This window comes from Amycolatopsis sp. NPDC059021 (assembly GCF_042739895.1).
Lineage (GTDB): Bacteria > Actinomycetota > Actinomycetes > Mycobacteriales > Pseudonocardiaceae > Amycolatopsis.
The window spans coordinates 3150-15873 of the sequence record NZ_JBHYIQ010000161.1 but is presented as its reverse complement, the minus strand read 5'-3'; the positions used below and the strand labels follow the sequence as shown (position 1 = coordinate 15873).

16 protein-coding genes are annotated in these 12724 nt (G+C 68.0%); 7 read left to right on the top strand and 9 right to left on the bottom strand.

Annotated features, from left to right (window positions below; all coding sequences use genetic code 11):
• Window positions 1-115: 115 nt before the first annotated feature.
• Complete coding sequence (locus tag ACFWX1_RS46005; protein WP_378396257.1) at window positions 116-400, bottom strand: DUF397 domain-containing protein; 285 nt, start codon at window positions 398-400, stop codon at window positions 116-118.
• Between the two features lie 22 nt (window positions 401-422).
• Window positions 423-1250, bottom strand: coding sequence for a helix-turn-helix domain-containing protein (locus tag ACFWX1_RS46000; RefSeq protein WP_378396256.1), 828 nt, complete (start codon window positions 1248-1250; stop codon window positions 423-425).
• Between the two features lie 112 nt (window positions 1251-1362).
• Between ACFWX1_RS46000 and ACFWX1_RS45995 the strand changes: the two genes are divergently transcribed.
• Window positions 1363-1659, top strand: a complete 297-nt coding sequence (locus ACFWX1_RS45995; RefSeq protein ID WP_378396255.1) for a hypothetical protein — start codon at window positions 1363-1365, stop codon at window positions 1657-1659.
• A gap of 9 nt (window positions 1660-1668) precedes the next feature.
• Window positions 1669-2583 (top strand): NAD-dependent epimerase/dehydratase family protein, encoded by a 915-nt coding sequence (locus ACFWX1_RS45990; RefSeq protein ID WP_378396254.1) that lies wholly within the window; start codon window positions 1669-1671, stop codon window positions 2581-2583.
• Window positions 2584-2596: 13 nt separating this feature from the next.
• On the opposite strand, the gene ACFWX1_RS45985 is transcribed toward ACFWX1_RS45990, so the two are convergent.
• Window positions 2597-2989, bottom strand: a complete 393-nt coding sequence (locus ACFWX1_RS45985) for a nuclear transport factor 2 family protein (RefSeq protein ID WP_378396253.1) — start codon at window positions 2987-2989, stop codon at window positions 2597-2599.
• 97 nt (window positions 2990-3086) lie between these two features.
• Between ACFWX1_RS45985 and ACFWX1_RS45980 the strand changes: the two genes are divergently transcribed.
• The 4 genes from ACFWX1_RS45980 (at window position 3087) to ACFWX1_RS45965 (ending at window position 5457) form a co-directional block, all read left to right on the top strand.
• Complete coding sequence (locus ACFWX1_RS45980) at window positions 3087-3536, top strand: MarR family winged helix-turn-helix transcriptional regulator (RefSeq protein ID WP_378396252.1); 450 nt, start codon at window positions 3087-3089, stop codon at window positions 3534-3536.
• A gap of 66 nt (window positions 3537-3602) precedes the next feature.
• On the top strand, window positions 3603-4127 hold the full coding sequence (locus ACFWX1_RS45975; RefSeq protein WP_378396251.1) for an RNA polymerase sigma factor: 525 nt from the start codon (window positions 3603-3605) through the stop codon (window positions 4125-4127).
• A complete protein-coding gene (locus ACFWX1_RS45970; RefSeq protein WP_378396250.1) occupies window positions 4120-5010 on the top strand; it encodes a VOC family protein in 891 nt (296 codons plus the stop codon). The genes ACFWX1_RS45975 and ACFWX1_RS45970 overlap by 8 nt, the downstream gene beginning before the upstream one ends.
• A gap of 54 nt (window positions 5011-5064) precedes the next feature.
• Window positions 5065-5457 (top strand): hypothetical protein, encoded by a 393-nt coding sequence (locus ACFWX1_RS45965; RefSeq protein WP_378396249.1) that lies wholly within the window; start codon window positions 5065-5067, stop codon window positions 5455-5457.
• A gap of 148 nt (window positions 5458-5605) precedes the next feature.
• On the opposite strand, the gene ACFWX1_RS45960 is transcribed toward ACFWX1_RS45965, so the two are convergent.
• The 6 genes from ACFWX1_RS45960 to ACFWX1_RS45935 all read right to left on the bottom strand — a co-directional run bounded on the left by ACFWX1_RS45960 (window position 5606) and on the right by ACFWX1_RS45935 (window position 11724).
• On the bottom strand, window positions 5606-7384 hold the full coding sequence (locus ACFWX1_RS45960) for a gamma-glutamyltransferase family protein (protein WP_378396248.1): 1779 nt from the start codon (window positions 7382-7384) through the stop codon (window positions 5606-5608).
• 102 nt (window positions 7385-7486) lie between these two features.
• Window positions 7487-8101: a hypothetical protein gene (locus tag ACFWX1_RS45955; RefSeq protein WP_378396247.1), complete on the bottom strand. Its 615-nt coding sequence runs from the start codon at window positions 8099-8101 to the stop codon at window positions 7487-7489.
• Window positions 8102-8166: 65 nt separating this feature from the next.
• Entirely contained in the window at window positions 8167-9306 is a 1140-nt protein-coding gene (locus tag ACFWX1_RS45950; RefSeq protein ID WP_378325951.1) for a hypothetical protein, read from the bottom strand.
• The gene (locus ACFWX1_RS45945; protein ID WP_378325952.1) at window positions 9303-9641 is read right to left on the bottom strand and encodes a hypothetical protein; all 339 of its coding nucleotides are present in this window, start codon (window positions 9639-9641) and stop codon (window positions 9303-9305) included. Before ACFWX1_RS45945 ends, ACFWX1_RS45950 begins: the two co-directional genes overlap by 4 nt.
• 21 nt (window positions 9642-9662) lie before the next feature.
• Window positions 9663-10235 carry a YbaB/EbfC family nucleoid-associated protein gene (locus ACFWX1_RS45940; RefSeq protein ID WP_378396246.1) on the bottom strand — a complete coding sequence of 191 codons (573 nt, stop codon included), beginning with the start codon at window positions 10233-10235 and terminating at the stop codon, window positions 9663-9665.
• A 175-nt stretch (window positions 10236-10410) separates the two neighbouring features.
• On the bottom strand, window positions 10411-11724 hold the full coding sequence (locus ACFWX1_RS45935; protein ID WP_378396245.1) for a UDP-glucose dehydrogenase family protein: 1314 nt from the start codon (window positions 11722-11724) through the stop codon (window positions 10411-10413).
• Between the two features lie 170 nt (window positions 11725-11894).
• On the opposite strand from ACFWX1_RS45935, the gene ACFWX1_RS45930 reads away from it, so the two are divergent.
• Complete coding sequence (locus tag ACFWX1_RS45930) at window positions 11895-12653, top strand: SDR family NAD(P)-dependent oxidoreductase (protein WP_378396244.1); 759 nt, start codon at window positions 11895-11897, stop codon at window positions 12651-12653.
• Window positions 12654-12724 lie beyond the last annotated feature (71 nt).

The window sequence follows — 12724 nt, the reverse complement described above, 5'->3', positions numbered from 1 at the left end:
TCTGACGCCCTCAAGGTGGCCTTACCGGCACGAGAGTCCTCTGTGGACACAGACAGCGACCTGGTTCAGCGGCCAGGCAGCGTTTGTTACAGCCTGGGCGTGGGTAAACGCTGTGTCAGGGTGTAATTTTTGCTGCGTTGATCGTGTGCCGGGCCTCGCGGAGCCAGGAGGTCCAGGCGGAGGGGGTGAGGAGGAGGGCGCCGGTTTCGGGGGACTTCGAGTCGCGGACGGCGACCGCCTCCGGCACGAACGCCACCTCGACGCAGTTGCCGTTGGCCCCTTCGCCGCCGCTGTAGCTGCTCTTCCGCCAGCTGAGAAACGCAACCTCAACGCAATCGCCGTTGGCCCCGGAACCTGCGCTGTAGCTGCTCTTCCGCCAAGTGACGCTCGACAGGTCCACGAGTGCTCACCTCCGCCTCGGCTCAGGTCTCGGCGATCATCCGCTCGATCAGCGTGCGAGAGTCCTGCTCATCCAGCGCCAGATCGGCGAGATAGTCGAACATGAGCTTAGCAGCGTAGACCTCGTGCTCATCCTCGATCTGGAGCGACCCGAACCCGTATTCCACGTAACACAAGTCCGGCTCAGCGGGATCCGGAAACCCAGTCAAGATGAAGTTGCCGTACATCCCGCTGTGCGCATCCACCGTCTGCGGAATCACCTGAAGCCGAACACTCGGCAGATCACTCATCTCGACCAGCTTCAAGAGCTGCGTGCGATCGCAGCACTTGCGCCGCAATGCGGTCTCGTCGACGATCGCGTGGACCCTGAGCACCGGCTCGTTGGTAAGCCTGAGCTGACGACGCAGGCGAACGGCAATCTCGTTCTCCAGCCGCTCGCCCTCATAGGGGACCCGAGCCGACTCGAAAATCGTGCGCATGTAGCTCTCGGTCTGCAGGAGTCCTGGGACATAGCCAAGCTCGTAATTGCGGATCCACGAGGCCTCGGCTTCGACGCTCACGAAACCGCGATCGTCCAGGCCGAAGGCGTGCCACCAGCCTTTTTCCTTGGCGTGGTCGAACATCCGGATGTACTCGTCGTAGTCCGAGGTGATCACGCCATAGCGATCCAGCAGCGCCAGGAAGTCGTTGTAGCCCGGGATGTGGCCCTGCTCGATCCGGCTCAGCTTCGAGCTGGAGATGCGTAGCGGTTTTCCGGCATCCTCTTGGCTGAAGCCCGCCGCCTTGCGTAACTTCTGCAGAGTGCGGCCGAGTTGGCGCCGCCGATAGTTGGGCCTGCTCCGCCGGCTCATCCGTTCTCACCCCTCGCCATGGTTCGATCACGAATAGTAAGGCGGGCGGCGGGATGTGGGATTCCCCCTTCGACCCCGTGTCGCGCGAATTCCCCACGCAAATCTGCTGGTCATGGATGTTTGGGGTTATCCGCACCAACTCGAGTACTACCGCGAGGTCGCCAAGGACCGGCGTGTGCACGAGTACACCGAACTCGTGGACGACATGGGGTTCGTCCTCGAACACCACGCCGAGCGCTGGAAGAAGTGGCAGGTTCGGTACGGCACCGCGTGCGCCGAGGACTTCCTGACCCGCAAGTGCGCCAAGCCCGGCCGGTTCGTCGTGCACATCTACCGGTTGTTCCCGGACAGCCGGAAGCATCTCGTCTCACTGCGGATGAAGTGGCAGCCGGCCAGGCCCAAGCCGTAAGTTGCGAGCATGAAGGTGTTCGTCACCGGTGCGACCGGCGCGCTCGGCAGCCACGCCGTCCCTGCGCTCGTCGCCGCGGGCCATTCCGTGACCGCGCTCGCGCGCACGCCGCGAAAAGCCGCCGCGCTCACCGAGCAGGGCGCGACGCCCGTCCAGCTTTCGCTGTTCGACCGCGCCGCCCTCACCGACGCCATGAAGCAGCACGACGCCGTCGCCAATCTTGCGACAGCGCTGCCATCCATGGCGAAGTTCATGAGCACCAACGCGCACAAGTACAACGAGCACATCCGCGCCGACGGCTCGGCGGCCGTGGTCGACGCCGCGCTGGCCGCCGGGGTCGGGCGGCTGATCCAGGAGTCCGTCGCCATGCTCTACCCCGATCGTGGCGCGAACTGGGTCAACGAAGACGTACCGGTCGACAATTACCCGATGACGCGGGGAAATCTCGCCGCCGAAGCCAATGCGCGCCGCTTCACCGCGGAGGGCGGCACCGGCGTCATCCTGCGGTTCGGGTGGTTCTACGGGCCTGGCGCGGCACACGCCGAGCAGATGCTCGCGCAGGCCCGCTACCACGTCGGCATGATGCCCGGACCGCCCGACGGCTACCTCTCGGTGATCCACATGGCCGACGCGGGCAGTGCCGTCGCGGCCGCGCTCACCGCTCCGGCCGGGACGTACAACGTGGTCGACGACGAGCCGCTGACCAAACGCGAATTCACCGACGCGCTCGGCCGCGCCGCGGGCAGGAAACTGTGGCTGCGCGTACCCGGACGCGCCGCGTTGCTCTTCGGCGACAGGCTCACCTCGCTCAGCCGATCACTGCGCGTCAGCAATGCGCGCTTCCGCGAGGCCACCGGCTGGGCGCCGAGCTACCCCAGCGCTCGCGAAGGGTGGCCCGCCACCGCGTCAGACCTGCGGTCCTGAAGATTTCCGGTTCTCACCGCGCGCTTCCGAGGTTCCGATCCTCTTCGCCACCGGACAGCATGAGCGTGGTCTCCTCGATGCGGCGGAATCGCCCGTCTGGAGCGAACTCGGCGAAGACGTAGACCTCGGTGCTGACCGTGCCGCCGTCCTTCTTGGTGACGTCGATGGTGTGCCGGTCGGCGTACAGCTTCCCGTCGGTCAGTTCCTCGTGGACCCGGACGCTGCCGCCGGCCACCACCTCGCGCAGGTGGGCGATGTGTTCGAGGAATTCGTCGCGGTCGGCCCACGTGCCGTCCGTGCGCTGACGGTAGTCAGGGGCGAAGTGACGGTCGGCGGCATCTCGGAGGTCGAGCCCCGGGGTCAGCAGGAGGTCACTGAGGGCGGCGGCGATGTTCGTGGTGCTCATGGATTGTCCTCCGGTTGGGTCGCGGTTTTGCGTGCGCGGCGCACGCTTATTCGGAGCGTACACCAACTGCGTGCGCGGCGCACGCTATTCTGGGGACGTGGCGAACGAGATAGGGCACGAGATCGCGGACGCGCTGGGCGAACTGCTCAAACGTGGCTTCCGGGCCACCGTGTATGAGGCCCTGACCGAGAACCTCGGCGAGGGCATCGACGAGGTCACCTACCCCGTACTCAGCGGGCTGGCGAGAACGGGGCCTCGTAGCGCCGCCGACCTAGCCGCCGATGTGGGCTTGGACCGCTCCGGCGTCAGCCGCCGAGCATCGCGCCTGGAACAGGCCGGTCTGGTGCGACGAGAACAGGACCCCGCTGACGGACGGGCCGTGCTGCTGACCCTCACCGAGCAGGGCACACACACGGTGGCGGTCATGCGGCAGCGCCTCGCCGCGCAGATAGAGGCGTCCTTGCGCTCATGGCCGAAGGAGGAGGCGCGATCGTTCGCCCGCAACCTGCGCAGGTTCATCGACGACGGCCCCTTCGTGGAGTCTTAGACCGCGCCACAAAAAAATCCCAAGTTCACCCGTCGGAGAAGCGGGCTTCCGAGCGACGATGAGGGTGTGACGGAACCACGGGTACGACCGGACCCGGCCTTCGCACTGCTCGAGCTGTACGAGACGGCTCTGCCGGAGGTCTACGGGTACCTGCTGTCCCGGTGCGGAAACCGCGCGATCGCCGAGGAACTGACTTCGGAAACCTTTCTCGGCGCGGTGTCCGCCTGTCGCAAGGAGTACGCGCCTCCAGTGAGCACCGGGTGGCTGATCGGCGTCGCCCGGCACAAGCTCGCCGATCACTGGCGGCGCAAAGAACGTGAGGAACGCGGGCTGAGACTGGTCCACGAGAGTGAACCTGATGTCACCGATCCGTGGGACGCACAGGTCGACGCGTTACGGGCCCGCCAGGTGCTCGAAACGCTGGGGGCGCACCATCAGGCCGCATTGACCCTGCGTTATGTCGACGGCCTCGGCGTGCCCGAGGTCGCCGCTCATCTCGGCCGCAGCGTGCACGCCACCGAGGCGTTGCTCGTGCGTGCCCGTGCCGCGTTCCGTCGCGCCTACGAGGAGAAGGAGGGTCGCGATGTCTGAGCCGTTCGAAGCGCTTCGCCGTCCCTCGACACCGGTCGATCCCGACCCCGCCTTCGCCGACGAACTGCGTGACCGACTGCGTCGCGCGATCCTGAACGGAGCCGATATGACGACTACCGAAACGCCTGCCTCCACCGCCGAAGTGCGCTCGGTGACGCCGTACCTCGTGGTCAACGACGCCCGCGCCGCGCTCGACTTCTACGTCGAGGTTTTCGACGCCCAGCGCCGGTCCGATCCGATCATCATGGACGACGGCCGCGTCGGGCACGCCGAAGTCGGCATCGGCGACACCGTGCTCATGTTCGCCGAGGAATTCCCCGAAATGGACCTCGTCGTGGCTCCCACCGGCGGCCCGACCATCCGGGTCGAAGTGTCCGATGTGGACGCCGCGGTCGCCCGCGCGGTCGAGCGGGGCGCCGAGTTGCTGGGCGCGGTCGAAGATCGCGGTCACGGCAAGCACGGGCCGATCAAGGACCCGTTCGGTCAGCGTTGGCTGATCGGCCAGGCCGCGCCGCGGCCCGCCGAAGACGCGAAGCCTGTCCGACACGGCGAAGCCGGGTACTTCACCTTCCAGGTCCCTGACGACGACGCGGCGAAGACGTTCTACGGTGCTGTGCTCGGCTGGCAGTTCTCGCCGGGGCAGGTCGAGGGCGGCTGGGGCATTTCCGGACACGGCCTGCAGGGCGGACTTTGGGGCGGTCCTGGACGTCAGGTCGGCTGGAAGCTCATGTACGCCGTCGATGACCTCGACGCGGCGCTCGCCCGCGTACGCGCGCAGGGCGGCCAAGCGGGTGAACCCGAACACATGCCGTACGGCGTGACCGCGGATTGTGTCGACAACCAGGGCATCGAGTTCTGGTTGTGGCAGCAGCCCGGCTCGTGAGATAGGCCATTCGGAAGGGGGTAAAGCGGGTCGCCCGGGGTCACACTGGAACGCATGGCGGAGTGGATCCCGGACGATCACGCCGAATTGACCGCGGGGTGGCGGTTGTGGCTCGCGCTGAGCTCGTCGGCCTGGCCGGGCCCGGACTGGGACGGCAGCCCGTGCGACGCGGTCCGCGGTCTGCGGGAGTTCGTCGCGTCCTGTGACGACATCATGACCAGCTACCTCGCCGAGGGCGGCAGGAACGACACCACGGTGGTCGGGCTGCTCCGGTCGATGCACCTGGCGGCGAGCTGGATCTTCGAGCTGTGGAACGACGACACGCTCCCGCTCGACAGCGAGCGCGCCGCGTTGCTGCACGGCGATCTCGCCGGGTTCGCCGATCACGCACAGGGGGTTCGCACGCTGCTCGCGGTCGGCGGCGGCTGGACTGCCCTGCCGCTCTAGAGTCGCCGCGAGTCCCACATTCAGGACCCCGAGTCCCACCTTCAGGAGCCTGAGTTCCACATTCGCGGATGTGCGCGACGTGTCCCACGGGTGGGGGCCCGAGCCGCGAGTGTGGAACTCGGCGTCGTGAACGTGGGACTCGCGGAAGTCAGCGGCCGACGGCGTAGCCCTGCATGCCGCGGGGGTTGGCGGCGGCGCGGAGCAGGCCATCGCCGGTTCGGGAAACGGCGGAGAGCCTGCCCAGGTTCCATGGGCCGGCGTCGACGACCTGGTGGCCGCGCGCGGCGAGTTCGTCCATTGTGGACTTTCCGAGGCGGGATTCGACCAGGATCTCCCCGGGCGTCCAGGAGCGCGGGTAGAAGGAACTGGGGAACGCCGAGGTGTGCCAGGCCGGGGCGTCGATGGCCTCCTGGAGGTTCAGTCCGGCGACCGTGTGCGCCAGCCAGAAGCAGGTCTGCCACTGGTCCTGCTGATCGCCACCCGGGGTACCGAAGGCGACGACCGGTTCGCCGTGCCGCAGCGCCATCGACGGCGAGAGCGTGATGCGCGGGCGTTTGCGCGGCTGCAGGGAGTTCGGCAAACCCTGTTCCAGCCAGAACATCTGGCCCCGCGAATCGAGGCAGAAGCCCAGCTCGGGGATGGTGGGGCTGGACTGGAGCCAGCCTCCGGACGGCGTCAGCGACACCATGTTGCCCGCCGCGTCGACGACGTCGAGGTGCACGGTGTCGCCCCGGTTCAGGCCGAGTTCTTCGAGTGTCGGTTCGCCGACGGCGCCCGAGCCAGTGCCGCGTCCCTTCAGTTCGTCGAGGATCGCGGGCAGTTTCGCGGCGCCCCTGGCGTCGCCAGGACGGAGTTCGCCGCTGGCCTCGTCGGTGACCAGCGCGCGACGCGCGTCGGTGTACGCCTTCGAAAGCAGGACGTCGAGCGGGACTTCGCCGGTGTCGCCGTACCAGGCCTCGCGATCGGCGAAGGCGAGCTTCGCACACTCGACGGCCAGGTGCACCGTACGAGCGCTCGGGATTCCATCCACATAGGACAGTTCGTCGCGGAAGCCGTCGAGCATCAGCACCTGCTGGGCGAGCGCCGGGCCCTGCGTCCACGCGCCCGCCTTGACCAGGCTCCACTCGCCGACGTCGACGATGAGCGCGTCCTCGTAGGTGGCCTCCCAGCTCGCGAGGTCTTCGCCGGTGAGCAACCCGGCGTGCTCGCGCCGGGAGTCGTCGAGGAAAGCCTTGCGGCAGAAGGAATCCACGGCCTCGGCGATGAATCCTTCGGACCACGCGCGCCGCGCGGCGTCGATCTGCGCCTCACGGCCACTGACCGACTCGGCCTCGGCGATCAGCCGTTCCCAGGTGTCGGCCAGCACGGGATAGCGGTGCAATTCCCCGGCGACAGGCGGTTTTCCGCCGGGCAGCCACAGCTCGGCCGACGACGTCCAGTGCTCGCGGAACAACTGCTCGACGGTCTCGATCTTCTCGACGACCGGCGCGGACAACGGAATCCCGTTCCGCGCGTAGCCGATGGCGTACTGGAGGACGTCGCGCAGCGACTTGGTCCCGTGGTCGCGCAGGAGCAGCAGCCAGCCGTCCCAGGCACCGGGCACGGTCGCCGGGAGCAGCCCGCTGCCGGGGATCAGGTCGAGGCCGAGCCCGGCGAAGTGTTCCGGCGTCGCCGCGGCCGGGCTGACGCCCTGACCTGCGAGAACGCGCGGCGTCCTGTCCTTGGCGGTGACGAAGATGCCCGGAACCTGGCCGCCTGGACCGCACATGTGCGGCTCGGCGACCTGGAGCACGAACCCCGCCGCGACCGCCGCGTCGAAGGCGTTTCCGCCGTTTTCCAGCACCGCCATCCCGGCCGACGAAGCCAGCCAGTGCGTCGATGCCACCATCCCGAACGTGCCTTTGAGTTCCGGCCTCGTCGTGAACATGGGCCGATACTAACCATTGCTACAGTGCTGGTAGATACCAAACCGACCGAAAGTAAGCAGTCATGCAGGTCCGTCGCCTGTCCTGGTCGGCTTACTTTCGGTCTATTTGGTATGTGAATCCAGATACTGCCGCAAGTACTGATCTTCGGTGCGACTGTGCAGCGGGAACCGGAAACTCGAGCCGTCCGGCCAGACCAGCGTGTGCCCGCGGAACCTGACCTCCGGTGCCTGCGGTTTGCGTGCCTGCCAGAGGATCCGCGGTGGGGGCGCGTCGGCCGGATCCCGGAAGGTCGAGCCGGTGTCCACCGCCGCGATGTACGACGGCGAGAAAGCCAGCCAGGGCCCGCTCACCCCTCGAAGCCGGTCGACGAGGTCGAGCACCATCGCGTTCGCCGGGCCCCGGACGTGGACTTCCCGCTCTCCCTTGGGGCCGCCGCTGCCGCCCGAGCTGTTGGCCACGGCGAAGACGGCCGCCGCCGCGGTGCCGACGCCCCGCAGCGCGTTGCCGAAGAACCGGCCGACCTGGTTCTCGCCCTCGACCGTGCCATCGCCACGCCGGCCGGGCACCTCGAAGGTCAGCTTGTTGTCGGACAGCCGCAGCGCGATGACCGGCTCACGCCACTGGCCACGCAGGAACCCCTCGACCCGTTCCCGGAACCCCGGACGCACCATGAGGCTTTCCTGCTGGGCGTCCAGCTGTTCCTGGTGGGCGAACATCTTCGCTGCCGCCTGACGACGGGCGTCGGTGGGTGCGCGGTTGACGAAGTCTTGCGACGTGGCGCCTAGATGTCGAGGTTGCCCCGGGTCTCCTCCGGGCTCTTGTCCCCACCGATCTCGCTCTTGTTGAACCACGGCTCGTCTCCCTCGGTGCTGACCGCGTCCTTGCCCTCGTGGAACGCGCCCTTTGCCGCGCCGGTACCGGCCTTGACGCTGGCACCGACGACGAACGGTTTGACGCCGGCCGCGCCCCCGAGCATCGTGGTGGTCATCCGGTTGCCCGGTGTGAACGGGACCCTGGCCGTGTTCTCCAGCGTATCGAGACCGAACCGCGATTCGCCGGCGTACCGGCCGAGGCGGAACTTCCTGGTCATCGCCACGATCTTGGTCGCGTACTTGGCCATGTACTCGATGAACTTCTCGAGCAGCTTCCCGAACTTGCCGAGGTAACGGGTGACCTTGGTGAGCACGCTGGCGGCCTTGGCGATGGAGGCGGTCATCGCTGCGGCGACCGAACTGCCGAAGCTGATCACCGACGCCGCGAGCGCGGGCAACCAGAGGGTGATCAGCCAGGAGATCAGCTCGGTGATGATGCCCTTGATCAGCTCCTCGATGACCACCATGAGCATCGACCACATCTGCAGCACCTCGGCCACCGAGCCGGCGGCCGAGCCGACCCCGCGGATGCCGGAGGAGAAGTCGCCGAGGGCTTCCTTCGCCACTTTGCCCGCCTCGTCCACCCATTCGGCGAGCGCGGTGTCACCGGTCTTCTCGAAGTCCTCGGCGAGTGCGACGAAACCGTGCGCGATCGCGGTGAAGTTCTCCGAGGCGTGCCCGATGGCGGGGCCGTCCCCGGTGACCTGGTGCAGCGCGTCCTGCAGCGGCTGGACCAGTTCGAGCAGCATGTTCAGGCCGTGACTGACCAGCCAGCCGATCGGGTCCATGGCGAAGGTGACCATGTCCATCGCGGCGCCCTGGACGAACTTCGCGCCGTCGCCGACCAGCGCGGCGCCCGCGGAGGCCAGCTCCTGCGGGTTGTCCGCCTGGGCCGCCTGCTGTGCGTGCTCGCCGATCGACTTGCCGGTCTTGTAGGCCGTCCCCAGCACCGGCACGTTCTCCGCCGCGCGGTCGAGGTTCGCGCCCATGCTCTCGTCGTACGGCTTGACGTCCAGCGTGTCGGCGATGCTCTTCTTTTCCTCGGTCATTTGCCCGGCTTCCCGATCGCGTCGATTTCCGCCTCGTACTTGCCGAAGGTGATCTTCCCGGCGTCCTCGGCGCCCTTGTACATGTTGGCGGCCTTGTTCATCTTGTCGGTGAGCGCGTCGACGCCGTCCTTCAGATCGGTCAGCAGCGAACGCAGCTCGGTGAGGCGTTCGGTGTAGCCCTGCTTGGCGAAGATGCCGATGACACCCCACGCCTCGTTGGTCACGTCGGCGGCGTCGATCTTGGCACCGAACTTTTCCGCTTCCTGTTCGTAGAACGGAAGTTTCTTCGAGTACCCGGAGATCGCTTCGATACTGGTGTGGATGTCTGGTGCCATCGGGGAGCCCCCTCGGTCGGATCAGTCGCGGCGGAGGATGGAGTTGTCGTCGAAGTAGTCGTCGTCGTCATTCCGCGGGTTCGGCCGTCGCCGGGGCGGCGACGCCTGCGGCTGGGGCGGCTGCTGGTACGACGCAAATCCTTCCGCCGGGGTTCCCGGCTGGTGGAGCGGCTGGGGCGGCTGCTGTTGCTGCGGTGGCGCGGGCGGTTCCGCGACGGCCCCGAACGCCTCGGTCTGGGCCTGCCGGACCTGCGCGGAGACGTCGACGTTGAACGCGTCGCCGAACGCGTCGTCCACGATCCCGGCCTGCTTCTGGACGGCACCGGCGACGGCCTGGCGCAGGGTGTTCAGGATGATCCCGGCCAGCTGGCCCGCTTCGAGGCGCGTGGCGCCCGCGGCGAGCCGGAGGTCGGTGACCGTCCCGCCGGCCCCCGCGGTCACCGTGACGTTGCCGTCCGGCGAGCGCACGGTGTTCTCGACCTGCGCGATCCGCTCCTGCATGTCCTCGACGCCGGCGAAGCGAGCCTCGGCCTGCCGCACCTTGGTCTGGAAATTCTGGAACTGAGCGATCAGCTCGTCCATATGGGCGGACATCGCGTCTCCCTTGCGCGGTCGGCAAATCCGAATGTCCGGATTATGGCAGGCCCCCAAGCCCGCTGTTCGGCTTTCGGCGGGACGGCTCCATGCGCTGGGCAAATGCCGTCAAGGCCACCTTACGGGCGCCACACGCCCGTAAGGTGGCCTTGACGGATTTACCGCGGGAGAAGATTCAGGCCTGGCTTGTGGTGAGGGGGCGGTGGGCGGCGCGCGGGCGGCCGACGCCCTGCCAGTTCAGCCCGGCGTCGAGAATCCGGTGCGGGTCGAGGAGATTCCGGGTGTCCACCACGGTGTCCCCCTCCATCAGCTCGGCGAAGTACGTCCAGTCGAGACGCTTGAACTCGTTCCACTCCGTCAGCACGACGACGGCGTCCGCGCCCTTCGCGACCTGATAGGGGTCGTCGACCACGATCATCCCGGCGATCTCGCCGCCGACGGCGGGGTCGTACGCGGTCAGCTCGGCGCCGAGCGCGCCCAGCACGGACGACACCGCCAGGGCGGGCGAGTCACGCAGATCGTTCGTCCCCGCCTTGAAAGCCAGCCCCAGCACGCCGATCCGGGCGCCGGCCAGTGTCCCGCCGACGGCGCCCGCGATCTTCGCGACGATCCGGTCCCGCTGCGCGATGTTCTCCTCGATCGCCGAGGTCAGCATCCGGAAGTCGTACTGCACCGACTCGGCAACGCGCACCAGCGCGCTGGTGTCCTTCGGCAGGCACGAACCGCCCCAGCCGGGGCCGGGCTTCAGGAACGTCCGGCCGATCCGCCGGTCGTAGCCCATGCCCGCGGTCACCAGGTCGATGTCCGCGCCGAGGCGTTCGCAGAGCTCGGCGATCGAGTTCACATAGGACAGTTTCATCGCGAGGAAGCAGTTCGCCGCGTACTTCACCAGTTCCGCGCTCGCCGCGTCCGAGACGACGACCGGCGCGTCCAGATCCTCGTAGAGGTCGCCGACCCAGCGGGCGGCGTCGAGGTCGTCGGAGCCGACGACGATGCGGTCCGGTCCGAGGAAGTCCGAGACCGCGGTGCCCTCGCGCAGGAATTCGGGGTTCGACACCACCGGGACGTCGGTGCGGCCGAGCATCGCCCGGATCCGCTGCGCCGTTCCGACCGGCACGGTCGACTTGGTGATCAGGGCGCACCCGGCGGGCAGGACGTCGCCGATCTCCGACGTCACCGCCTCGACGGCACGCAGGTCCGCCGAACCACCCGCGCCCATCGGCGTCGGCACGCACAGAAAGACGCCCTCCGCGTCGCGCACGGCCTCCCGCGCGCCGACGACGAAACCGAGTCTTCCGCTCGTGAGCCCGCGAGTGACCAGTTCGGCCAGTCCCGGTTCCAGAATGTCCACCCGTCCGGCGGACAGCCGCGCGATCTTCGTCTGGTCGACGTCCACACAGGTGACGCGATGCCCCAGGCTGGCCAGGCACGCTCCCGTGGTCAGTCCGACGTAACCGGTTCCCACCACCACGATCCGAGCTGCGGTCATGCAGCCGAGGGTGACGGCCGGAGTTGACCACCGTGCTAACGGAAGGGGGCACCCCCGAATACTCCTCGCGTCTACTCCTGGCCGAAGTGAGGCAGCACACGCGCGACGCCGATGCGAACGAGCGTTAACCTGTCTCAATCAGTGCGCAGGCCAGAAGGGAACGGGAGAACATGCAGATCACCGACACCGCGGCACTCGTCACGGGTGGCGCGTCCGGGCTCGGCGGGGCGACCGCGAAGGCGCTGGCCGGCAAGGGCGCCAAGGTGTTCGCGCTCGACCTCGCCTCCTCGATCGAGAAGGCCGAGGAGATCGACGGCGTCACGTACGTCGAAGCCGACGTCACCGACCCGGACCAGGTGCGGGTCGCGGTGGAGACCGCGGCGAGCTCGGGCGTACCGCTGCGGACCGTGGTGAACTGCGCCGGGATCGGCCCGTCCGCGCGGATCCTGTCCAAGAAGGGGCCGCACGACCTGGCGCTGTACGCAAAGGTCGTCCAGATCAACCTGATCGGCACGTTCAACGTGGTGACGCTGGCTTCCGAGGCCATCGCGAAGACCGAGCCGCTCGAAGACGACGCCCGCGGCGTCATCATCAACACCGCGTCGGTCGCGGCCTACGACGGGCAGATCGGCCAGGTGGCCTACGCGTCGTCGAAGGGCGGCATCGTCGGCATGACCCTGCCCGCGGCACGTGACCTCGCCTCGCACGGCATCCGGGTGCTGACCATCGCGCCGGGCATCGTCGACACCCCGATGCTCGCGACGGTCAGCGAGGAGTTCCGCGCGGGCCTCGCGGCCGGCGTCCCGTTCCCGAAGCGGCTCGCCCGGCCGGACGAGTACGCGCAGCTCGCGCTGCAGCTGATCGACCACGACTACCTCAACGGCGAGGTCATCCGCATGGACGGCTCGCTGCGCATGGCCCCGCGCTGACGCGCGAGCTGAAGGGGACTTTCGTCTCGTAAGACGTGCTGAAGGGGACTTTCCTCGCGTGTCATGCGAGG